This window comes from Pseudoxanthomonas dokdonensis (assembly GCF_001431405.1).
Lineage (GTDB): Bacteria > Pseudomonadota > Gammaproteobacteria > Xanthomonadales > Xanthomonadaceae > Pseudoxanthomonas_A > Pseudoxanthomonas_A dokdonensis.
Map to the genome: position 1 here is coordinate 315,678 of NZ_LDJL01000002.1, position 21,162 is coordinate 336,839.

General features: G+C 65.1%; 25 protein-coding genes. 14 read left to right on the forward strand and 11 right to left on the reverse strand.

What is annotated here, in order from left to right; translation table 11 throughout:
• Positions 1–64 precede the first annotated feature (64 nt).
• A complete protein-coding gene (locus ABB29_RS02700; protein WP_057657063.1) occupies positions 65–307 on the forward strand; it encodes a DUF3297 family protein in 243 nt (80 codons plus the stop codon).
• Here ABB29_RS02700 and ABB29_RS02705 read toward each other — a convergent pair whose 3' ends face one another.
• On the reverse strand, positions 308–1,216 hold the full coding sequence (locus tag ABB29_RS02705) for a LysR family transcriptional regulator (protein WP_057657064.1): 909 nt from the start codon (positions 1,214–1,216) through the stop codon (positions 308–310).
• A gap of 95 nt (positions 1,217–1,311) precedes the next feature.
• On the opposite strand from ABB29_RS02705, the gene ABB29_RS02710 reads away from it, so the two are divergent.
• Positions 1,312–2,307: an aldo/keto reductase gene (locus ABB29_RS02710; protein WP_057657065.1), complete on the forward strand. Its 996-nt coding sequence runs from the start codon at positions 1,312–1,314 to the stop codon at positions 2,305–2,307.
• A gap of 38 nt (positions 2,308–2,345) precedes the next feature.
• Here the strand turns inward: ABB29_RS02710 and ABB29_RS02715 are convergent, their stop codons facing one another.
• The 4 genes from ABB29_RS02715 to ABB29_RS02730 all read right to left on the reverse strand — a co-directional run bounded on the left by ABB29_RS02715 (position 2,346) and on the right by ABB29_RS02730 (position 5,029).
• Entirely contained in the window at positions 2,346–3,602 is a 1,257-nt protein-coding gene (locus tag ABB29_RS02715; protein WP_057657066.1) for an RNA polymerase sigma factor, read from the reverse strand.
• A gap of 45 nt (positions 3,603–3,647) precedes the next feature.
• Positions 3,648–4,049, reverse strand: a complete 402-nt coding sequence (locus tag ABB29_RS02720; protein ID WP_057657067.1) for a VOC family protein — start codon at positions 4,047–4,049, stop codon at positions 3,648–3,650.
• A gap of 28 nt (positions 4,050–4,077) precedes the next feature.
• The gene (locus ABB29_RS02725) at positions 4,078–4,491 is read right to left on the reverse strand and encodes a VOC family protein (protein ID WP_057657068.1); all 414 of its coding nucleotides are present in this window, start codon (positions 4,489–4,491) and stop codon (positions 4,078–4,080) included.
• A 106-nt stretch (positions 4,492–4,597) separates the two neighbouring features.
• A complete protein-coding gene (locus tag ABB29_RS02730; RefSeq protein WP_057657129.1) occupies positions 4,598–5,029 on the reverse strand; it encodes a YciI family protein in 432 nt (143 codons plus the stop codon).
• A gap of 170 nt (positions 5,030–5,199) precedes the next feature.
• Here ABB29_RS02730 and ABB29_RS02735 point away from each other — a divergent pair, with 170 nt between their 5' ends.
• Positions 5,200–5,619, forward strand: a complete 420-nt coding sequence (locus tag ABB29_RS02735) for a YciI family protein (protein ID WP_057657069.1) — start codon at positions 5,200–5,202, stop codon at positions 5,617–5,619.
• Positions 5,620–5,674: 55 nt separating this feature from the next.
• On the opposite strand, the gene ABB29_RS02740 is transcribed toward ABB29_RS02735, so the two are convergent.
• Complete coding sequence (locus ABB29_RS02740) at positions 5,675–5,881, reverse strand: hypothetical protein (RefSeq protein WP_057657070.1); 207 nt, start codon at positions 5,879–5,881, stop codon at positions 5,675–5,677.
• A gap of 368 nt (positions 5,882–6,249) precedes the next feature.
• Here ABB29_RS02740 and ABB29_RS02745 point away from each other — a divergent pair, with 368 nt between their 5' ends.
• From ABB29_RS02745 to ABB29_RS16530, 5 genes are all read left to right on the forward strand, one after another.
• Positions 6,250–6,531: a DUF427 domain-containing protein gene (locus tag ABB29_RS02745; protein ID WP_057657071.1), complete on the forward strand. Its 282-nt coding sequence runs from the start codon at positions 6,250–6,252 to the stop codon at positions 6,529–6,531.
• 94 nt (positions 6,532–6,625) lie between these two features.
• Complete coding sequence (locus ABB29_RS02750; RefSeq protein ID WP_170185838.1) at positions 6,626–7,630, forward strand: DUF2272 domain-containing protein; 1,005 nt, start codon at positions 6,626–6,628, stop codon at positions 7,628–7,630.
• A 99-nt stretch (positions 7,631–7,729) separates the two neighbouring features.
• Entirely contained in the window at positions 7,730–10,363 is a 2,634-nt protein-coding gene (locus tag ABB29_RS02755) for a mechanosensitive ion channel family protein (protein ID WP_057657073.1), read from the forward strand.
• A gap of 87 nt (positions 10,364–10,450) precedes the next feature.
• Complete coding sequence (locus ABB29_RS02760) at positions 10,451–10,795, forward strand: excalibur calcium-binding domain-containing protein (protein ID WP_057657074.1); 345 nt, start codon at positions 10,451–10,453, stop codon at positions 10,793–10,795.
• A gap of 144 nt (positions 10,796–10,939) precedes the next feature.
• Entirely contained in the window at positions 10,940–11,449 is a 510-nt protein-coding gene (locus ABB29_RS16530) for a hypothetical protein (protein WP_211260662.1), read from the forward strand.
• A 75-nt stretch (positions 11,450–11,524) separates the two neighbouring features.
• Here ABB29_RS16530 and ABB29_RS02770 read toward each other — a convergent pair whose 3' ends face one another.
• From ABB29_RS02770 to ABB29_RS02790, 5 genes are all read right to left on the reverse strand, one after another.
• Positions 11,525–12,754 (reverse strand): MFS transporter, encoded by a 1,230-nt coding sequence (locus ABB29_RS02770; RefSeq protein ID WP_425414717.1) that lies wholly within the window; start codon positions 12,752–12,754, stop codon positions 11,525–11,527.
• A gap of 109 nt (positions 12,755–12,863) precedes the next feature.
• Positions 12,864–13,829 carry an HPP family protein gene (locus ABB29_RS02775; RefSeq protein ID WP_057657075.1) on the reverse strand — a complete coding sequence of 322 codons (966 nt, stop codon included), beginning with the start codon at positions 13,827–13,829 and terminating at the stop codon, positions 12,864–12,866.
• A 67-nt stretch (positions 13,830–13,896) separates the two neighbouring features.
• Complete coding sequence (locus tag ABB29_RS02780; RefSeq protein ID WP_157062464.1) at positions 13,897–14,892, reverse strand: hypothetical protein; 996 nt, start codon at positions 14,890–14,892, stop codon at positions 13,897–13,899.
• Positions 14,893–15,142: 250 nt separating this feature from the next.
• On the reverse strand, positions 15,143–15,724 hold the full coding sequence (locus ABB29_RS02785; protein ID WP_057657076.1) for a hypothetical protein: 582 nt from the start codon (positions 15,722–15,724) through the stop codon (positions 15,143–15,145).
• A 141-nt stretch (positions 15,725–15,865) separates the two neighbouring features.
• Positions 15,866–17,833: an alpha/beta hydrolase family protein gene (locus ABB29_RS02790; protein ID WP_057657132.1), complete on the reverse strand. Its 1,968-nt coding sequence runs from the start codon at positions 17,831–17,833 to the stop codon at positions 15,866–15,868.
• 215 nt (positions 17,834–18,048) lie between these two features.
• Here ABB29_RS02790 and ABB29_RS02795 point away from each other — a divergent pair, with 215 nt between their 5' ends.
• The 6 genes from ABB29_RS02795 (at position 18,049) to ABB29_RS02820 (ending at position 21,129) form a co-directional block, all read left to right on the forward strand.
• Complete coding sequence (locus ABB29_RS02795) at positions 18,049–19,035, forward strand: transcriptional regulator (RefSeq protein WP_157062465.1); 987 nt, start codon at positions 18,049–18,051, stop codon at positions 19,033–19,035.
• 214 nt (positions 19,036–19,249) lie between these two features.
• Positions 19,250–19,450: a hypothetical protein gene (locus tag ABB29_RS02800; protein WP_057657078.1), complete on the forward strand. Its 201-nt coding sequence runs from the start codon at positions 19,250–19,252 to the stop codon at positions 19,448–19,450.
• Positions 19,447–19,857 (forward strand): hypothetical protein, encoded by a 411-nt coding sequence (locus tag ABB29_RS02805; protein ID WP_211260663.1) that lies wholly within the window; start codon positions 19,447–19,449, stop codon positions 19,855–19,857. The genes ABB29_RS02800 and ABB29_RS02805 overlap by 4 nt, the downstream gene beginning before the upstream one ends.
• Complete coding sequence (locus ABB29_RS02810) at positions 19,854–20,252, forward strand: lysozyme inhibitor LprI family protein (RefSeq protein WP_057657079.1); 399 nt, start codon at positions 19,854–19,856, stop codon at positions 20,250–20,252. Before ABB29_RS02805 ends, ABB29_RS02810 begins: the two co-directional genes overlap by 4 nt.
• A 23-nt stretch (positions 20,253–20,275) precedes the next feature.
• Positions 20,276–20,698 carry a lysozyme inhibitor LprI family protein gene (locus tag ABB29_RS02815; protein ID WP_057657080.1) on the forward strand — a complete coding sequence of 141 codons (423 nt, stop codon included), beginning with the start codon at positions 20,276–20,278 and terminating at the stop codon, positions 20,696–20,698.
• The gene (locus ABB29_RS02820; protein ID WP_083487390.1) at positions 20,695–21,129 is read left to right on the forward strand and encodes a lysozyme inhibitor LprI family protein; all 435 of its coding nucleotides are present in this window, start codon (positions 20,695–20,697) and stop codon (positions 21,127–21,129) included. The genes ABB29_RS02815 and ABB29_RS02820 overlap by 4 nt, the downstream gene beginning before the upstream one ends.
• Positions 21,130–21,162: the final 33 nt, after the last annotated feature.

Here is a 21,162-nt window from a genome sequence, read left to right on the forward strand (position 1 = left end):
CTGGACGCGGCCCGGTTTATCCTTGGCGCCCCCGCGGTAGCCCGCATCCATCCCGAGCCTTGCCATGAGCGATACCCCTCCCGACCGCCTTGCCGCTGACCCGCGCAGCCCGTTTTACGACGAAGCCACCTTCGAACGCGGCGTCGGCATCCGTTTCAACGGCGTCGAGCGCGACAACGTCGAAGAATACTGCGTCAGCGAAGGCTGGGTACGGGTGCCGGTCGGCAAGTCCAAGGACCGTCGTGGCAACCCGATGACGCTCAAGGTCAAGGGCAAGGTTGAAGCCTACTTCCGCGATCAGGCCTGATCAGGCGGTCTGCATGTCCATCGATTGCCGCAGGTAGTCGATGAACACCCGCAGCTTGCGCGGCATCTGCCGAGCGCTGGAGTAGTACAGGTAATAGCCGGGAAATGGCGGTGTGTAGGCCTGCAGGACCCGTTGCAGGCGGCCGGCGCCGAGGTCATCGGCGACCACGGTCACCATCGCCTGCACCAGCGTCTGCCCGGTCAGGGCCGCCATCCGCAACAACGAGCTGTCGTTGACGATCAGGCGGCCACTGACTTCGACCACGAAGTCGCGGCCGTCGCGACTGAATTCCCACGCCATCAGGCGACCGCTGCCCGGCAGGCGGAAGCGCACGCAATCGTGGTCGGCCAGATCCGCCGGTGTCACCGGCGTGCCGTGCCGTTGCAGGTACGCCGGGGTCGCCACCACCACCATCTCCTGCGGCGGGCTGATCGGCACCGCGACCATCCCCTGCGCCAACGCCTCACCGAGCCGGATGCCGGCATCGAAACCACCGGCGACCAGGTCAGCCATGCTGTCGTCGGTGTACAGCTCGACCTGCAGCTGCGGATACAGCGCCATGAAACCCGGCAGCAACGGCAGCACCAGATCGCGGGCCGCGGTCCGGGCCAGATTGATGCGCAGATGGCCGACCGGCTGTTCGGACGTGCTCTCGAGATCGGCGAATGCCGCGTCGATCTGGCCCAGGCCGTCGACCACCTGCTGCAGGAAGCGCTGGCCATGCTCGGTCAAGCCAACCCGGCGGGTGGTCCGTTGCAGCAGGCGCACGCCCATTCGCTGCTCCAGGCCGCGAATGGTCTGCGACAGCGCCGACGGCGAGACCTCCAGTTCCATCGCCGCTCGGGTGAAGCTGGCATGCCGGGCGACCCGGGTGAACGCCCAGACCGCGGCATAGGGTGGCGTGGTCATTTTGAAGTCCTGCTAACAAGTCCATGCCAATCATCCGGGTTTTTCCGGATGAATCGCAACCGTACAGTGGCCGCTCCCCTCACCCGGAGACACGCATGAAGACTCGCAAGCTCGGCAACAACGGTCCCACCGTCTCGGCCCTGGGCCTGGGCTGCATGGGCATGAGCGCGTTCTATGGTGGTCGCGAAAGCGACGCCGACTCGATCGCGGTCATCCACCACGCACTTGAGCGCGGCGTCAGCCTGCTCGACACCGCCGATATGTACGGCCCGCATACCAACGAAGTGCTGGTCGGCAAGGCCATCCAGGGCCGCCGCGATCAGGTGTTCCTGGCCACCAAGTTCGGCATCCGCCTGGATCCCAGCGACCCGTCGGCGCGTTCCATCTCCGGCCACCCGGACTATGTCCGGCAGGCCTGCGATGACAGCCTGAAGCGCCTGCAGGTGGATCACATCGACCTGTATTACCAGCACCGGGTCGATGACCAGGTGCCGATTGAAGACACCATCGGCGCGATGGCGCGGCTGGTCGAGCAGGGCAAGGTGCGTTACCTGGGCATGTCAGAGGCGGCCCCGGCGACCCTGCGCCGCGCCCATGCGGTGCATCCGATCACCGCGCTGCAGTCGGAGTACTCGCTGTGGTCACGCGATCCGGAAGACAACGGCGTGCTGCAGACCTGCCGCGAGCTGGACATCGGTTTCGTGCCGTACTCGCCGCTGGGGCGTGGTTTCCTGACCGGTGCGATTACCTCGCCGGAGGATTTCGATGCCGATGATTATCGACGCAGCTCGCCGCGCTTCATCGGCGACAATTTCCAGCGCAACCTGCAACTGGTTGAACAGGTCAGGCAACTGGCCACCGACAAGGGCGTCACCCCGAGCCAGTTGGCCTTGGCCTGGGTGCTGGCGCAGGGCGAGCATATCGTGCCGATTCCCGGCACCAAGCGTCAGCGCTATCTCGATGAAAACCTGGCCGCGCTGGATGTGGTGCTGAGCGAAAGCGAGCTGGACGCGATCGCGGCAATCTTCCCCGCCGACGTTGTTGCCGGTCAGCGCTATGGCGACGGCATGATGCAGATCGTCAATCGCTGAAGCGGCACCGCCCATGCCCAGGCGCGTGCGGTGATGCGCTAGCCACAGGCCTGCGCCCGCGCCAGCATCAGTTGCCTTTCCTGCTGGTTGCGGGTCAGCGCGGCGGCGCTTTCGAACGCCGCACGCGCCTCCTGCAACCGGCCCAGCTGTTGCAGCAGATCACCGTGCACCGCCGGCAGGTGCGGATAGTCCTTGAGCGCGTCATCCCCGATCAGTGCCTGCACCAGCGGCAACGCGGCGGCGGCACCCTCGGCCTGGGCCACGGCCACCGCACGGTTGAGTTCGACGATGGGCGATGGTGTTACCTGCGCCAGTTGCGAATACAGGGCGACAATCCGTTGCCAGTCGGTCTGTTGTGGCTGCCGTGCCCGCGCATGGCAGGCGGCAATTGCCGCCTGCAGTGCATACGGCTGCCGCGCACCGCCCAGCTCGACCGCGCGATCGAGCGCGCCCAGCCCGCGCTGGATCTGCAGCTGATCCCAGCGCGCGCGATCCTGCTGCAACAGCAGCACGGGACGGCCCTCTGCATCCACCCGCGCCTTGTTGCGCGATGCCTGCAGCTCCATCAACGCCAGCAGGCCGTGGACTTCACTGCTGTGCGGCAGCAGCCCGGCCAAGACCCGGCCCAGCCGCAGCGCCTCCTCGCACAAGGCCGGGCGCAGCCAGTCTTCGCCCGAGGTCGCCGAATAGCCTTCGTTGAATACCAGGTAGATCACCTGCAGGACCGCGTCCAGCCGTTGCTCCCACTCGGCCTTGCGCGGCACTTCGAAGGCCACCTGCTTCTGCGCCAGGGTTTTCTTGGCACGCACGATCCGCTGCGCGACGGTCGGCTCCGATTGCAGGAACGCGCGGGCGATCTCGTCGGTACCCAGGCCGCCCAGCAGACGCAGGGTCAACGCCACCCTTGCCTCCAGCGGCAAAACCGGATGGCAGGAGATGAACATCAATCGCAACAGATCATCGCCGACATCGTCCTGCAGTCGGTCATCGTCGTCCGGGCCTGGCTGGGTCTGCATGTCCCACTCGTAGCTCAGGGCCGTCTGCTTCTGCTGGTGGCGCTGGCGTTGCCGGACGTGGTCGATGGCACGGTGCTTGGCCGCGGTCATCCACCAGGCGGCCGGACTGTCGGGCATGCCCTTGTCCGGCCATTGTTCCAGCGCGGTCAGCAACACGTCCTGCGCCAGCTCCTCGGCCACGCCCACGTCACCGACGATGCGGGTGACGCGGGCAATCAGTCGTGGCGATTCCATGCGCCACAACGCGTCTATGCTGCGATGAATGGCGGTCAGATCCATTGCAGGATCAGAGCATCCGCCGGCGTACCTGGCAAGCCACCCCGGTTACTGCACGTGCGCCGGGTCCATGTACAGCACTTCCCACAACTGGCCGTCCAGATCCTCGTAGCCACGCTGGTACATGAAGCCGTAGTCACGCGCCTGCATCGGTTCGCTGCCGCCGGCGGCCAGCGCCTTGTCGAGCATCGCATCGACCTGCTCGCGCGATTCCATCGACAGCGCCAGGATCGCGCCGGTACAAGCCCGCCCGTTGCACAGTGGCTTGTTGGTGAATCCCTGGAAGTACTGCTCCACCAGCAGCATCACGAAGATGCTGTCGCTGATGATCATGCAGGCGGCCTTGTCATCGCTGAACTGCGGATTGAACTGATAGCCAAGCGCGGCAAAGAACGCCTTGGACTTGTCCAGGTCCCGCACCGGCAGGTTGACGAAAATCTGTTTTTGCATTGCAGAGGTTCCTTGAGGGTGGAAAGGGTTACTGGTCAGGCGTGCAGGTGCAGTTGACCATCCACGGCTTGCCGAAGCGGTCGACGACCATGCCGAAGCGCTCGGTCCAGAAGGTCTTCTCCAGCGGCATCCGTACCTCGCCGCCCTCAGCGAGGCTGGCGAACACGCGCTCGGCTTCCTCGATGCTGTCGGTGCCGATGTTGACGAAGGTGCCGTCGCCGGAGGTCGGGCAGTTATCGTTGCCGTCGGCGCCCATCAGCAACAGCTCACCGGCGGCCAGGTTGGCATGCATTACCCGATCATGGCTGGCCGCGGGCATTTCGGCCGCCATCGGCGACTGGCCATAGGTCATCAGGTCGAGCTGGCCGCCAAAGACCTGCTGGTAGAAGGTGAATGCCTGTTTGGCATTGCCGTCGAAGCTGAGGTAGGGATTGAGTTTCATGTACTTGCTCCTTGGTTGAAGATTCTTCGCGTGACCGTACCGGCGACACGGGATTACCGGTGTCGCGGGCCAACCCAGCGCCGACAACAGTGTTTGGATGGAAGGTTCAGGATGCGAGCGGCGGTCGCTGGGCGATCGCCGCGCGCTGGCGGTCTTCCTGCTCGCGCAGTTCGGGGGTCATCGCCTCGCCGAAATCCTCCATTTCGAATATGGGGCGGATTTCGACCTGCATGCCGCCGTCGAACGGCGCCCGCTTCAGCCACTCCACCGCCTCGTCCATGCTGCGCACCTGCCACAGCCAGAAGCCGGCGACCAGTTCCTTGGTTTCGGCGAACGGACCGTCGATGACCTGCCGGCGGCTGCCATCGAACTGCACCCGCACCCCCTTGCGGCTGGGGTGCAGGCCCTCGCCGGCCAGCATCACCCCGGCCTTGACCAGTTGGTCATTGAACTGGCCCATCGCCGCCAGTTCCTGTTGTGACGGCATGACCCCGTTCTCGGAATCTTCGCTGGCCTTGACGATGACGATGACCTTCATGGGACTCTCCTGGCTGTTGTGGCTGAACGGCGGGCAGCCGTTGCGCTGCTGGTTGCCTACCCATGACGAACGGCAGACCGCGCGATCGACAAATCCGGCAAAATGAATTCCCCTGCCGCCGTCGCCAGTGCGCCGGCCATGCACGCCTGGTCATGCCATGGAGCCGTCCGATGCAATTTCTGTTGTTGGTCTACACCGATGAAAGCCTGCTGCAAACGCTGCCCGCGACCGAATACGACTGCCTGATGCGTGGCTGCCTGGAACACGCCGACGAACTGCGCGAGCAGGGTACGCTGCTGCAGTCTCAACAGCTGCAACCGGCATCGCGGGCGCGGGCCGTGCGCCAGCGCCAGGGCAGCACCCGGGTCACCGATGGTCCGTTTGCCGAAACCAAGGAAATGCTGGCCGGCTTCAACCTGATTGAAGCCGAGGACATGGATCAGGCGGTGGCGATAGCGCAGCAGTTCCCGTGGTCGCGCTTTGGCTGCATCGAGGTGCGGCCGGTGCACGACATGGATGCCGAACGGCGCCGGGTCGGCGCGCGTGCGGCGGTATCGGCTGCTGCTGTTGCTCGCGCGGTCAACGCCTGAGCGGATGGACAGCGCGCGGACGCGATAGCGTTCCGCGCACCGCCTGCGGCAACGATTAGACCGCGACTGCTTCCATCTGCGATGGCCGGAACGGCCACTCGTAGGCATTGCCCTGCAGTACCGGCTGGGTATTGCGATAGGCGCGTACGCGCTCTTCGTTGGTGGGTGCCTGCGGAGTCCTGCCGCGTTCGGTATGCTGGATCGACAGGAACGCCAGCGGACCCAGTTCCGCATGCATGGAAGCAAAGTTCTGATTGCTCATCGGGTTCACCTGTTTTATCCGGTTTGCCATCGCCACGTCGCCGCGGCATCGGCATCGACTACCAAATTCCCGCTGCCGCAGGACATCGCGATCCGCCCGCTGGTCGTCAGCACTGACCAGCCGGGTGTCACGAAGAACCGGCAACGTGCGGGGCCATTCCCCCCGTAGGAATCCTTCGCCATCGGCCGCGAAGCCTGCGTGAACATCGCGCACCACGGATCAGGACGCCTGCTACATAAGTGAAACGGACGCCATCACCGGCGGCGGCCACGGCGAACGCTCACCAAGCGACGACCCGGGACGCGTATGCTGGTATCGGCTTCACACTCACCCAGCAGCGCACACCACGCTCCAAGGAGGAACACGACATGACCCAGGCCATCTGGAAGGACACCGTCATCGCCGACAGCGAACGTACCGTCGAAGTAGAGGGCAACCCCTACTTTCCGCCGGCCTCGTTGCAGACGCGTTACCTGCGCCCCAGCGACCACACCAGTGTTTGCCCATGGAAAGGCACCGCACATTATTACGACGTGGTCGTCGGCGACCAGGTCAATGCCAATGCGGCCTGGTACTACCCGGATCCGAAGCCGAATGCAGCGCATATCAGGGATCACGTCGCATTCTGGAACGGCGTGCAGATCCGCTGAGCGGCGCACACAGGCAGCGGATCTGCGGCAGCGTTGGCACGTCTCTGGCATCATGGACCGGCACGATGCCCTCCATCCCCCGCGGAGTGATGCCATGGTTCCAAGGATAGTTGCCACGTTATTGCTGCTGTTGTGCAGCGCCACCAGCCAGGCCGCCGATGTCTGTCCGCGCCTGCGCAGCCAGCAGTACGCCCCCGACGCGGCGACCCGCATCGCCGCGGCCGCCTGCAATGAGCACATGCAGTGGTATCGCCCGTTCATCGATGATCACGGCCGAATCGCCAGCAGCACCGTCGCCGAGGGCGAAAGCAGCCGCCTTGGCAACGGCACCGAAGCCTGGCGGCAAGTCGCGCGCTACTGGCAACAGAGCGGCATGCTGCGGCAATTGTCCGGCTTTGCCGGTGCCAGTGATTGTGGAGCCGCCGCGCAGGGCAGTTTCAGTTCGCCTGCCTGCCGCGCGTTCGTTATCGACAACCCGTGGTCGGCCGCGTTCATTTCCTGGGTGCAGATGAAGGCGCGGATTCCGGGCTTCCGGCCCTCGGCCAGCCATGTCGATTACGTCCGCGATGCCTACCGCGACCCTGCCGCCAATGCGTTCGACCCGCAGGATCCGGCGATCGCCATCCCGGCCACCGGTGACATGCTGTGCTACGTGCGTCAGAGCGGCCGGATCTATGGTTATGCCGGATTGCAATCGGTGGTCCAGCGCACCGACTCGCTGCCGATGCATTGCGAAGTCGTGGTGGCCGCCAATCCGGATGGTGACGGCCAGGCTTACCTGATTGGCGGCAACGTGCAGCAGGGCGTGACCATGCGCCTGCTGGCGCTCAACCGCGCCGGCCGTTTCTGGAATCTGCCAATGCGCAGCGAGACTTCACCACCGTGCGCGCCGGACAACCAGGAAGGCTGCAATTTCAACCAGCAGGACTGGGCGGTGCTGCTCAAGTTGAAGCCGGATCAAGCGCTGGCCCGCCTGGCCGCCCCCTATCCGTTGCAGTTCGCGTCACCGGCACTGCCATCGCCGTCCAGCCAGCAGTGCTGCATCAACTGCGTGCTCGGCTCCGGGGTGCCGCGCTGCCCCAACCCACCGTCGCAATAACTGGCGACGATGCGAGGCTGGCGGCTGCCGCAGCGCCAGCGGTGCCGGCGCGCCGCGGCTGCTAGACTCATCGCTGCTCATTCCGGCTGCAGGGACCCGATGGAATCAGGCATTAAGATCCGCGCACCGTACCGTTCGCTGCTGTCATGCCGGCTGCGCGCGTTTCTGGCGGTCACCGCGCTGACCTTGTGTGCAATGACGGCGCAGGCGCAGGATGCCGCCAGCAAGGTCGAGGCGGCGGTGACGCCGGCGGCCACCACCGCCCCCGATGCCGCGCCCAGCATCATCAGCGTGATGGAAATACCCGCGCGTGCCGACGGCGACGAACAGTTCGCCGAACAGGTGCAGCTGCTGGCCAGCTCGCAAGGCCATCGTGCCCAGTTGTCGCAGCAACTGGATGTCATCAGCCGCTCGGTCAACGGCAAAATCCAGGCCTATACCCAGCAGAAGCTGCGCAGTCTGCCGGTGCTGCGGCTGGAAAGCCTGGAACGCCACTGGGCCTTTGACGAACGCCGCTACCAGCGCTGGCGCGACGATCTGAAAGATGCCACGGCGCCCTACACCGATGCCGCGGCGGGCCTGGACAAGCGCTCGGCGGCATGGGAAGCCACCCTCGCCGCCGATGGTCCCGACGCCATGGCCAGCGCCTTGCGTGACCGTGCCACGTCGGTGTTGAAACAGCTGCAGCAGGCCGAGCAGGCATTGTCGGTGCCATTGTCCAACCGCATCGCGCTGGGCCATCGCGGCAACATCGTCAGTGCCCAGATCAAGGCCGGGCGGCAGTCGGTGGTCGCGGCCATCGATCATATCGACAGCCGCCTGCTGCATGTCGACGCGGCGCCGATATGGGCGGTGCCGGCTTCGGACAAACAGCAATCAATGACCGACAGCGTGGTCGACGGCGTTGCGGTCGAGGCCAACTTCCTGCGTGACTACAACGCCTCCGGCCTGGGCAACCAGCGCGCGCGCGAAATACTGCAGCTGTTGTTACTGCCGCTGTTGCTGTGGTTGACCTATCGCAGCCGCAAGGCGCAGGCGGCCCAGCTCGCCACCAGCCCATCGCCGCCGCCCGGCGAGGACCAGCCTGACGGCGCCCGCCGGGTGTTGGCACGGCCATTGTCGGCCTGGTTGTTGCTGTCGATGCTGGTGCTGTTCCTGCTGGAACCGGAGGCACCGCTGCTGCTGCATCAGATTGCCCTGCTGGTCGCGATGATTCCGGCGATCCGCCTGCTGCCACCACGGGTCTTCCAGCTGGTCGGCCCCTGGCCGTATGCCGCGGCCGGGTTCTACCTGCTGGAGCGACTGGCGTTCCTGTTCACCGGCAGTAATTTCCTCTATCGCAGCTATCTGCTGGGGTTGACCATCACCGCGTTGCTGGCCACGGTCTGGCTGCTGTGGCGTTCCCGCCACCGGCCGATGTGCGGGCTGCAGGGCCGGGCCGGACAGGCGGTGCTGGCGGCGGCGCTCGCCTGCGTGGCGGTGTTGACGATATCGGCGCTGTGCAATGTGTTCGGCAATGTCTCGCTGGCCGAGGTACTGACCACTGCTCTGCTCGACAGCGGTTATCTGGGTCTGGTGTTGTTTGCCACCTACTTCGTCAGCATGGCCCTGCTGCGCGCGTTCACCCTGTTGCCGGGCGTGCGCCGGATGCGCATCGTACGCCTGCATTCGGAACAGGTGCTGTATTTCCTGTCGCGGCTGATGGGGGTGCTGGCGGTGCTGGGCTGGGTGGTGTTCACCCTCAACCGGTTCCGCGTATTCCGGCCGATCTACGCCGCGCTGCATGGCGCGCTGTCGCATGCGTTCGAGATCGGCGAGATCTCGCTCAGCATCGGCCACGTGCTGTTGTTCGTGGTGTCGGTGCTGATCGCGTTCTGGGCGGCCAAGCTGGTGCGGTTCCTGTTGCATGAAGAAGTGCTGACCCACTTCTCGCTGCCGCGCGGGGTCAGCAATAGTATCTCGACGCTGACCTACTACGCGATCATCATCCTCGGGCTGGTGCTGGGCCTGGCCGCGGCCGGACTCAAGATCGGGCAGCTGGCATTCGTATTTGGCGCCCTCGGCGTGGGCATCGGTTTTGGCCTGCAGAACGTGGTCAACAATTTCGTCTCCGGCCTGATCCTGATGTTCGAGCGGCCGATCCAGCCCGGCGACGTGGTCGACGTCGCCGGTGCCTCGGGCACCATCAGCGAGATCGGCATGCGTGCGACCACGCTCAAGACCTTCGAGGGCGCCGACGTGGTGGTACCCAACGGCACTCTGCTGTCCGGCAACCTGACCAACTGGACCTTGCTGGACCGCAACCGGCGCATGGAAGTGCAGGTCGGGGTGGCCTACGGTTCGCGCCCCGATCAGGTCAGCGACCTGCTGCTGGAGGTTGCCAAGGCCACGCCGGGCGTTGCCAGCTATCCGGAACCCTATGTGCTGTTCAACAACATCGGCGCCAGTTCGCTGGAATTCCTGGTCCGCGCCTGGACCCACGATTACGACAACTGGGTCATCATCCGCAGCCAGATGGTCGCCCGCATCTACAACACGCTGGGCCAGGCCGGCATAGAACTGGCGTTCCCGCAACAGGATCTGCACTTGCGCAGCATTTCCGCGGACGCTGGCCAATGGCTGGCGTCGCCGGCTTCATCGCGCACGGACGCCGGAGCCAGCCGCGGGGCCGCTGGCCAGGGCAGTGGCCAGCCACGCGCCGAGACGCCGCTGGATAAACCCGTCGACGATTAGCAGGTAGCCAGCCGGCGCCATGTGCGTGGCGGCTGGCACGAAGCTTGCACCGCGTTGTCCATCGACAGCGATGTGTGAAGGAAGCTGATGGACAGGCGAGTAACCGGTTTGCGCTCGGCCACGTGGCTGCTGCTGGCTTTGCCGTGGCTGGCACTGGCGCACAGCGGTGGCCTTGATCGCCATGGCTGTCACCACAACCGCAAGACCGGCGATTATCACTGCCATCGGCAAGCAGGGACTCGTCCGGCCAGTCCATCGCCTGCTGCCAGTCCGGCAGCCAGCGAGCTGGCCGCTCGGCCAGCCCGCGCCAGCACGACGGCCTATGCCAATTGCGCCGAGGCACGCGCGGCAGGCGCGGCGCCGGTGCGACGCGGCCAGCCGGGGTATGGCGCGCACCTGGATCGCGACAACGACGGTATCGGCTGTGAATGACCGCGGCGTTGCCTTGTTGATGCGGTGATAACACGACGGGATTACGCTGGACACCTTGCCTCCCTCCCCGTCTGGAGATGCCTCATGAAGCTGTTGCCGACCCTCTGCGTATGCTTGGCCACGTGGGCCTGTTCCGGTGCGGCAATGGCCGGTATTCCGCAGCTCAACTACAGCTGTCCGGGCAACCTGGACATCCACGCCGACGAGGGCGGCCCGGTCTACATCAATGGCAAGCAGGCGGCGCTGAAGAAATTCAGCGACAGCTATTACGAAGCTGCCAGTGGCAGCGTCACCGTCAGCCTGACCAGCAGCCCCGATGGCTCGACCCAGCTCAGCTACACCGGCGCCAACGGCAGCAATGGCATCTGCCAGCCGCAACAGGCTGGCCAGGGCGATGCCCTGGTCGGCGGCGTCGCCGATCCGGGCGGCGTCAGTGGTTTCCGCTTCGAGTGTCCGAATGATCTGACCGTCACCGGTCATGCCGACAGTGTCCAGATCAATGGCAAGGCCGCGCAGGTGAAAACCTTCAACGAGAACTACATGGAAGCGCGCAGCGGCAGCAACGTCATCAGCATCAGTCGCAACGCGGATCAGAGCATGGCGGCCAGTTATACCGGTGCCGGCGGCGCCAATGGGGTCTGCAGCGGCGGTTGAGGGCAGGACGACGAGACAGCCGCGCCAGATCGCTACACCCGCGGCCATTCACCTATCGCAGCAGTGCTGCCGCGCTCAGCTGCCGGTCTGGGCGGCCAGCGCTGATTGCCGCTGCCAGCGCGCCACGCCGTAGATCGCCAGACCGGCCAGCGCGGTGGCTGCGCCGACATACCCGGTCGAAGTCCAGCCGTAGCCAGCGCTGATGGCCATGCCGCCCAGCCAGGGGCCCAGCGCGTTGGCGGCGTTGAAGGCGGAATGATGCGAGGCCGCGGCCAATGTCTGCGCTTCGCCTGCGATATCCATCAGATAGGCCTGCAATACCGGACCCAGCGCCCCCATCGTGCCGACCGCGACCACCGCCAGCAGCAGGCTCCAGAGCTGGTGCGCGGCCAACGGGAATGCCAGCAGCAGCAACGCCGACCAGATCAGCACCACCGGCGCGGCACGGACGCCGAAGCGATCAAACAGCCAGCCGCCGGCCAGATTGCCGAGGATGCCACCGACACCGAAGGCCAGCAGGCCCAGCGGTGTCCACGCTTCGCTGACGCCGGTGACGTGGATCATGGTCGGCGCCAGATAGCTGAAGACACAGAACATGCCGGCAAAACCAATCGCGCCAACCGCCAGCGTCAACCACACCGGTGGCCGGTTGAAGTCGCGCAGCTCGCGGATCGGGTCGGTACGTGGCTCATCCGGATCCGGCGGCAGGGTCCAGGCCACCATCACCACTGTCGCGATTGCCAGCAGGCTGACCAGCCCGAATGCGTAACGCCAGCTCAGCTGCTGGCCCAGCCAGGTCGCCAGCGGGTTGCCGATCAACAACGCCACCGCCAGCCCCATCATGACCTTGCTCACCGCCATGCCGCGTTGCGCCGGCGGCGTGATGGAAGCCGCCACCAACGCGGCGACGCCAAAATACGCACCATGCGGCAGGCCGGCGATGAAGCGGAACAGCAACATCGTCGCGTAGTTGGGCGACAGCGCGCTGGCCAGATTGCCGACCGCATAGAAGCCCATCAGTGCCAGCAGCAGTGGCCGCCGTGGCAGCCGTGCGCCGAGGATCGCCAGCAACGGTGCGCCCACCACCACCCCCAGCGCGTAGGCACTGATGACATGGCCAACCTGCGGCTCACTGACACCCAGGCCGCGGGCGACGTCCGGCATCAGCCCCATGATCACGAATTCGCTGGTGCCGATCGCAAAACCACCCAGTGCCAGCGCCAGGATAATGGCGCGGCTGACCGCTGGCGGCAGCACCCGGCTGGCCGGGGCGAAGGGGGAAGAGGTCATGGCGCGGGTCGTCAAAACGGGGACCCGCTATTATTGTGCATTGCACAACCATCAGAAACCCGCCAGGCTGAACCGGAGTGTTCCGCGGCTGTCACCCGGCTGCTCTGCACCCGGTCATGTCCGCTCAGCCGGCCTTGACCCAGCGACCATTGCCCCGCGGCTGGACCTCGAAACGGGCCCAGCCGCGGAACTCGGCGACGCTGCAGCGACTTTGCTGGCCGAGGCCGTCGCCCGCCAGCACCCGGTAGCCGACGCCCTCGGCAGCGTTGACCGCTTCTTCGCCGACCTGGCGCACGCTCCACAGCTGGCCGAGCTTGCCATTGCTGTAGAACCGTCCGGGCAGGATCTCGCGCGGGTGCATGACGCTGCGTTCGGCGTGTTGCTTGGCCAGTTCCAGCAACTCGACCAGGCTCTCGCTGCTGATGTCGACATAGGAGTTGAGCTGCTCCATCGCCGCCGAAAAGTCTTCCTGGGTCAGCTCGTGCACGCGCTCGGCCGGAGCGATCGGCGGCGCGCTGGCGATCCGCTTGTGCAGGTGCGCCGGATAGCGGCGCCATGGAAAGAACGCATTGAACGCCACCGCCATCGACAGAATCGCCGCGACATTGATCAGCACCGGGGTCAGCAGGTACTGGTAGCCCAGCGCATGCACGTCGGCACCGCTGATCACCGCCGCCAATGCGGTCGCGCCGCCGGGCGGATGGATGCAGCGCAGGTAATGCATGCTGGCCACCGCCACGCCCACCGCCAGCGCACCGGTCCAGGCGTGGCCGGGGAACAGTTTCTGGCAACTGACACCGACCGCGGCCGACATCAGATGCCCGCCCAGCACTGCCCACGGTTGCGACAAGGCACCCTGCGGCACCGCGAACAGCAGCACCGCCGAAGCCCCCATCGAAGCGAGCATCATCATCCCGCCGGCGCTGCCCATGAAGCCATGTGGAAACAGGGCATGGGTGATCGCATACACCGCCAGGATGCCCAGCATCGCGCCGATGCCCGATATCCACTTTTCGCCGTGGCTGGTGGTGTTGCGTTCAATCCCCAGCCACTGGCGCAGTGGATGCAGGAGGGAAGACGGAGTATTCATGGACGGCCCGCGGAAGTCAGCGCGCGATTCTAGAGCCTGTATCGCCGTTTGTGGCCCGCCGCCGCGCTTACGGCTGGCAACGCGTCCATTGCTGATCCGCGTACCACAGCGCGCGCCGGGCCTGGTCGTAGGCGTTGTCGGCGCGCCGCGGCAGCAGTTGTTCGGCCATCACCGGATCGGCACCCTGCTTGAAGGCGTGCTCGGCCTGCTGCAGATCCTGCAGGTAGCGGCGCACCGGTGCCAGCAGCTGCTGCCGGCGCGCGTCGCCGCAAGCGCTGGCACGTTGCTGCAGGCTCTGCAGGCGGGCCAGGATGCGGCGACTGGCCTCGCCCTTCAGTCCGGGGGCTTTTTCATGGACGATCGGCGCGGCCTTGTAAGCGTCGCCAGTGGCTTCGCTGCCCAGATCCGATGCTTGCTCGTAGGCATCGGGCTTGAACCCGACATCCGGCGGCGGCCGTGCGCGGACTTCCTGCGGGTCCTCGCCAAAGATGGCCTTGGACACGGCCTGCATGCCGCGCTCCATTTTCTGTGCTGCCACTGCGCCCAGGCTGCCGTCGGTTTTCCAGTCCTTGTCGAAGCGGGTGGTTTGCACATCGATGGGATTTTCGCGCTCGAACGCGCCCGGCTTGGCGTTGGCCAGACCGGGCGGCGGTGGGGCCATGGGATCCACCTGCGCCGACGGCGGCAACTGCAGCCGGCCCTGACGGTCGTACAGGCGGGCGCCCATCGCATTGGCTGCAGCAGCCGGCCCGGTCACAGGCGGGCGAACGGTGGCGGGCGGGCGCTGGCGTGGCGGCGTTGCGGACTTTGTCGTCGTGGCAGGCGACGACGTGGGTTCGCGCTCGGCCGGCGCCACGGCTGGCACTGGCCGGCGTACAGGCGGCGGGCTGCGCGGCACCCAGCGCACGCGCATTTCGGCGCGCGCTTCGTGGGTCGGCAAAGCTGGCACCAGCATCAGCAGCCGTCCCAGCAGCAGCACGATCAGCGCGGCCACGATGGCCGCCGTCATCCTCAAGCCGATGTCGTCGCGATACGCCGGTGTCACGCTGCCTGCATCGGTCATGCCCTGGGGGATCAAACAATCGGTCACATTAGCGACGTGCGCCGTAGTAAAAAGTTATCCATCGATGGCCAGCGCTATCCAGCGCGCTGCTGTTTCAAACCGGTTCATCAGCGCAGCGAATGCGACCGAACCCTGCAGCGGTCACCGCTCCCACGCGCACGAAAAAGGCGGGCCGGAGCCCGCCTTCTGCTCGCATCTGCTGACCGACGCCAGCGACATACCCGCCGGCATCGACAGTTGCTCAGCGTGCTTACGGACGCGGGGTGATGTTGACCGCCACCGCCTCGCTGTAGGTCACCCGCAGCAGGTCGCCGACCTTGACCTTGCGCAGGGCAGCACGCAGATCCTCGCGGGCCACGTCCAGGGTCACTTCGTTGCCACGCGGGCCCTTCAGCGAAATGGTGTTGGCGCTGGTATCGACGGCGGTCACCTCGGTCACCACGGTCGCGGTTTCCGATGCGCTGCCACCCGGCTTGGCGCCGGCTTCGGCGGTGTTGCCGTCATCTTCCAGGGTCGCGGCCAGTTCGCCACTGCCGGCCGGCTGGATGTCGACCGCGATGGCACTGGTGTAGGTCAATGCAATGCGATCACCGACCTGCAACTGATCGAAATTACGCACCTCGTCGGCTGCATACACGTCGTACTCGTCGCCCTGCGCACCACGGATGGTGATCATGCGGTTGGTCTTGTCGACGTGGATAATGGAACCCTCCGCCGACTCCTGATCGGAACTGACGGTGTACGGAGTGCTGAGGTCAGGGCTGCTGCTGCAAGCGGACAACGACAACGCGGTGGCGATGGCGAGAGCGGAACAGATTCGGTTCAGTTGCATATTGGACTCCTTCCAAAAGCGCGGCACGGAATGTGCCAGCCGGTGGATAGGCTCGACAATTCACAGTTAAGGAAGTGTAAAACCCAGCGCGGCGGCGCTGCGCAGACCCCGGCGATGCGTCGCCTGCGCTACCGCGGCCGCTCAGGGACGGGCGCGCGCGCCGCCCAGTTGCGGGGCCAGGAAATCCAGCAGCCGGGTATAGAACGCGCGCCGGTGTTCCTCGGTATAGAAGCCGTGGCCCTCGTTGGCGAAATACAGGGTCTGCACCGGTACGCCCGCGGCCTTCAATGCCTTCTCCATGCGCTCGCTGTGCGCGATGGGGGCGCGCTCATCCTTGCCGCCGGCGGCCAGGAATACCGGCACCTTGATCCGATCCGCCAGCTGGGTTGGTGAACGCGGCGCCAGGGTGCCACGCTCGCCCATCCATTCCAGCGCCCAGGTCTTGCCCGAGCGGCTGCCCTGGGAGGCGTCGCGATGCATCATCTCCAGATCGTAGACACCGACATAGCCGGCCGCGCAACGATACAGGTCCGGCTCGCGTGCCACTCCCATCAGCGCCGCATAACCGCCGTAACTGGCACCGTAGATGCAGATCCGTGCGGGGTCGGCAATGCCTTGCTGGATCGCCCAGCGGGTGGCGTCGGTCAGGTCATCCTGCATCCGCGCACCCCATTCGCGTGCACCGGCCTGCTGGTAGGACCAGCCATAATTGCCGGAGCCGCGGTAGTTGACCCGCAACACCGCATAGCCGGCGGCGGCCAGGATCTGGGCGTCGTCGTCAAAACCCCACTCATCGAATATCCCGTAGGGTCCGCCATGCGGCAGCAGCACCATCGGCCTGGGCTTGGCCGACGCGGCGACCGGTTCGGTCAGGTAGCCGTGCAAGCTCATCCCATCGCGCGCGGCGAAGCTGACGTAGCGGGAACCGGGCATCGACGCCGGCGGAAACCACGAGCGGCGGCTGAACACACGTTCGGCGCTCTTGTCGACCGTGTTGAATATGAAATAGTCACCACTGTTGCGGTCACTCCACACATACAGCAGCACTTCCCTGCCATCGGCGGTGGCCGAGGTCATCGCCACCGCGTCACCGTTGAAGGCCTTGGCCAGGCTGCGATACAGCCGCGAGGTCGGCGCGTTGTCATCGAAGAAGCGCTGGTGGACACGGTCGGTCATGTAGAGCGCGCCAATCGGCGTGTGGCCATCCAGGTCGTAGAGGATGCGATACGGGTCGACCACCGGATCGCGCAGCAACTCGGTGTACTTGCCGCTGGCCGGATCCCAGGACATCAGCAGATCCGGACCATCCTCGCGCTCGACCTGCAGGTAAGCCTGGCTGCCATCGGCGCTGAAACCCAACGCGAACTCGCGATGGCCGCTGACATTCTCATCGTTGATCAGGCGCCAATCCTGATCCTGCGCCGAGCGGTAGTAAAGCTTGGACACGTTGTCGTAGCCGGCGCCCTGGGCAAACCGCACCTGGCCGCTGGCATCGGCGATGAAATCGGCGCGACGCACCGGCGCGCCGGCAATGCGCGTGCGCTTGCGGGTGTAGATGTTGAGCTTCTCGATGCGGATGTTCGGGTCGCTGGACAGCGGCACCACCGACACCAGCACGTTGTCGGGGTCGTCATGCAGCGTGTCCAGCATGTATACCGAGTCCTCCAGCTGCGAGCTGAAGCGGCCGACGATGCCGGGATCGTCATGGATCCCATAGGGGCTGGACAACAGTTTCCCCTGCCTGCCGTCGGCATTGATCGCATGCAGTTCGCCGATGGCATAAGGCTGGTCGCGCGAGCCCTGCTTGCTGGCCATCGACACCACCACCCGCTCGTCATTGGCCCACCAGAAATCCTCGACCACCGAATCCTTGCTGCCGCTGATCTTGGCCGTCGGCGTGTTGTCCGAGCGGCGCACGATGCCCAGCACGGTGCGATCTTCCATCGGCGCGGTGACCGCAAAGTAGCGGCCATCCGGCGAAATCTTGATGCGTTCGTACTGGCCCTGGCGCAGGTACGGAGTCAAGTCCAGCGTTTCATCCTGCGCCTGCGCCGAAGGCGCATGAATCCCGGCCAGCACCACGACGGCCAGACACACGCCGGCCCGCATCATTGCATGCAACATCCATCGTTCCTTGTGATTTCCCCTGCGCCCATACTGGCAAATCCCACATGCCGATGTCCATCGGTATCTGCACCCGGCTACCGGGCGGCGCCGGTGCCCTCCGGCCAGCGGCTAACAGACCCGCACCTGGCTTCGTCTGGATGGCCTTGGTGGTTTGGCGCCACCGGCAGTCGACGCCCAGACCGTTACCGCTGGTCAGTATGCAATTCGTTTCATGGCAATGGCGGGCAGATTGCCGCACGGTAATGCACTTTGTTGCCTGCTGCATACACCTGGCGCCGCATGACGTTTGCGCTTGCATCGCCAGGAAGATGCGATCTGATGCACTTCCAGGAACCCGTATCGTGATACCCGCCAGATACCCGACCCGACTGCTGCTGTTGGCGGCCATGGTTTTACCGAGCGGATGCATGATCACGCATATGGCCACACGCAACATCTACCGTGGGGTCACCACCCTGTCCAATCACGCCAGCGCGGTCGCATCGATGGACAAGGGCAATCTGAAGGCTGCCCAGCAGCTGCTGACCGGTGCGCGCTTCCAGCATCGTTATGCGGAAATAGCGCAGCAGGAATCGTGGGCACATCTGCGCTATCGCGCAGCCAGGATCGTCGTCTCAGCGCACAATAATGGCCAGGCGGTGGACCTGCCAGCGCTGTGCCTGGCCTACATCACTCTGTTCGAAAGCAGAGAAGGGCTTCCCGATGATCCGGAACGGATGCTGGGCTACATGCACGAGGCGATAAGCCTGTTACAGGCCGACCCTCATCTGCTGGACCAGAGCAATCCGGATTCACGCAGTGCTGATTTGAGCGAGACCACGCTTGAGTACTACGCACTTTGGCAATACCTCGCCGATGGCGGGGTGATTGACTGGACCACGGCGGAGTCGAAGCAGCAGGCGACTTTGGCCGGATTCGGCTATGAGGTCTGGTTCCAGAGGTTCAGACAGACCCTGCAGGGCCTTGGCGCGGAGTACCTGGAACCATTCGCCAGCTACGGCCGTGACCAGTTCGTCCATGATGCGGTGGAGTTTTCAATGTTCCCGGTCTTTGTATGCGTGGCGCAACGCAAGGGATGGAAGCTCACTCCGCCAGCGGGCTATCAGTTCGATAATTTCCGGGGTGGCGGGCCGTTCGACGTCGCCCATTGCGGGCAGGATCAGCCGGCATTGCCACCCCCGTGATCGCTGTCTGTTCCGGCAAAGCCACGCCCGGACCCTCATCGTCCGGGCAATGAACGCAGCGGCTATCGCGCCGCCTGCGGTCGGCTTTTTCATATTTGTTACATGGTCAACGTTGGCCTCGGTGAGCAGAATGACCCACCCCATCAACATGACCTGTGCCCAGCGCACTTGGCCATAGTAGCCGTGCTCCGCTACAGCCAACCTGCTCGCAACGATGAATCCGCCAGACAAGCGCACCCTGAGCTATGGAACGCTGGACAACAGCGCGCCGGATAACAGCGTGCCGGACAATGGCCTGATCGACGGTGCCATTCGCGCCGGCCTCAACCAGAGGCCGTCCGGACCAGAGGCGGTCCGTCGCCTGCCAAGCCAGCAACCGCAGGATCGCAAGCCGCGCCGGAGCAGCATGCAATGAACGGTTGGGGCATCGCATTGCCAGGGCTGGCGCTGCTGATCGCCGCGGCCTGGCTGTTGCGAGAACGCAACGCCACGGTCCGACCGACGGCCGACCCGTCGCGCGCCAGCAAGGAACAACTGCTGGCCTTCTTCAGTCAGCCCGAAAATTACGCCGACGCCTCCGTATACGATCTTCCCTCGCCGATACGCCGGTTCGACCAGGACGATGACTGGGATTGGGGACGGCGCATTTACTACTGGGTCCGCCCTGGACTGCGCCTGCGTGTACGCACCGACAGCGGACGCATTACCTGCGTCGAACTGCTCGATCCAGAGGATCACAGCCGCTCTGGCACAACCATTGCCACCTTGTGGCAGTACGGGATGCCAGCGCCGGTCACCGCATCAAACGAAACGCCGCCATGAACCTGAAATTCTTCCTGCTGCTGGCAGTTGCCCTGCTGCCCGCCCGTGCCTACGCCCAGAGCACCGATGCGCCGCCGTACTCGATCCAGCTCTATCTGTGCATGGGTGAGACCGATGGCACCGATGCCGCGACACTGGATTGCCTGCTTCGCGAGTTCCGCTATCAGGATTCGCGCATCAACGGCACTTACCAGTCACTACTTGGCGGATTGCCATTGGCCAAGCGACCCGCCCTGCAACGTGTGCAGAACCTGTGGTGGCGCTACCGCGATGCCAACTGCAGGCTGCTGCGCGATACCGCGTCCGATGACCGCATCGGCGCCATTGCCCAGCTCAACTGCATGATGGACATGACCGCCCGTCGCGCCGATGACCTGGAGTCGCAGTTGCCATGATTCGATTGTTCCGGAGCAAAACCATGAAACCTTCCGCCCTGCCACTGTTGCTGCTGCTGGCAGCCGGTGGCGTGCACGCTGCCGGCGTGCAGAATCCACTGCTGCCTTCGACGACCGTGTACTCCAACGACTACAACGCCTGCCTGCAGGCCGAAGATGGAACGCAGGACGCGATCATCCAATGCCAGCAGGCGGAGACCAAGTCCCAGGATGCCCGCCTCAACAGCGCCTACAAGGCGCTGATCGAGAAACTTCCCGGGGAAAAACAGCATCAGCTGCGCGACACCCAGCGGCTGTGGATCAAGTACCGCGATGCCAAGTGCGATTTCGTGCCGGTCTATCGCGGCGACCAGCCGGACAACAGCAAAGCCGTCGCTGACTGTCTACTGCAGATGACCGCCGAGCGCGCGCAGGCGCTGGAACTCCTGTTGCAGGTACTGCCATGAGCCGGCAACGGTGGCGCCGGCCCATGCTTGCCGGCGTGATGCTGGCCGCATGGGTGGCACTGGCACCGGCAGCGATCGCGCAGACGCCCAGCGATGACGACAGCGTCATGGACCTGAAGGATTTCAGCGCGGGTTTCATTGCCTGCATGGGCCAGAGCCGCGACTTCGCAGCCCAGAAGTTGTGCATGGAACAGGAAGCACGGCGCCAGGAAATGCGTCTGAATGGCGCCTACCAGGCGTTACGGCGGCGCCAGCCCGGGATAGCCGACGGCCTGGCCTCGGTACAGCGGCTGTGGTTGCAGTACCGCGACAGCAACTGCCAGCTGTTGGCCGTGCTGTCGCCGGACAGGGACAAGTCGACCGTCGTCACCATGTGCCGGATGAACATGTCGGCGCAGCGTGCCACCGAACTGGAAGCGATGCAGCCATAAGCACTGTCATCACGCAGGTGTAGCGAGCGGCCC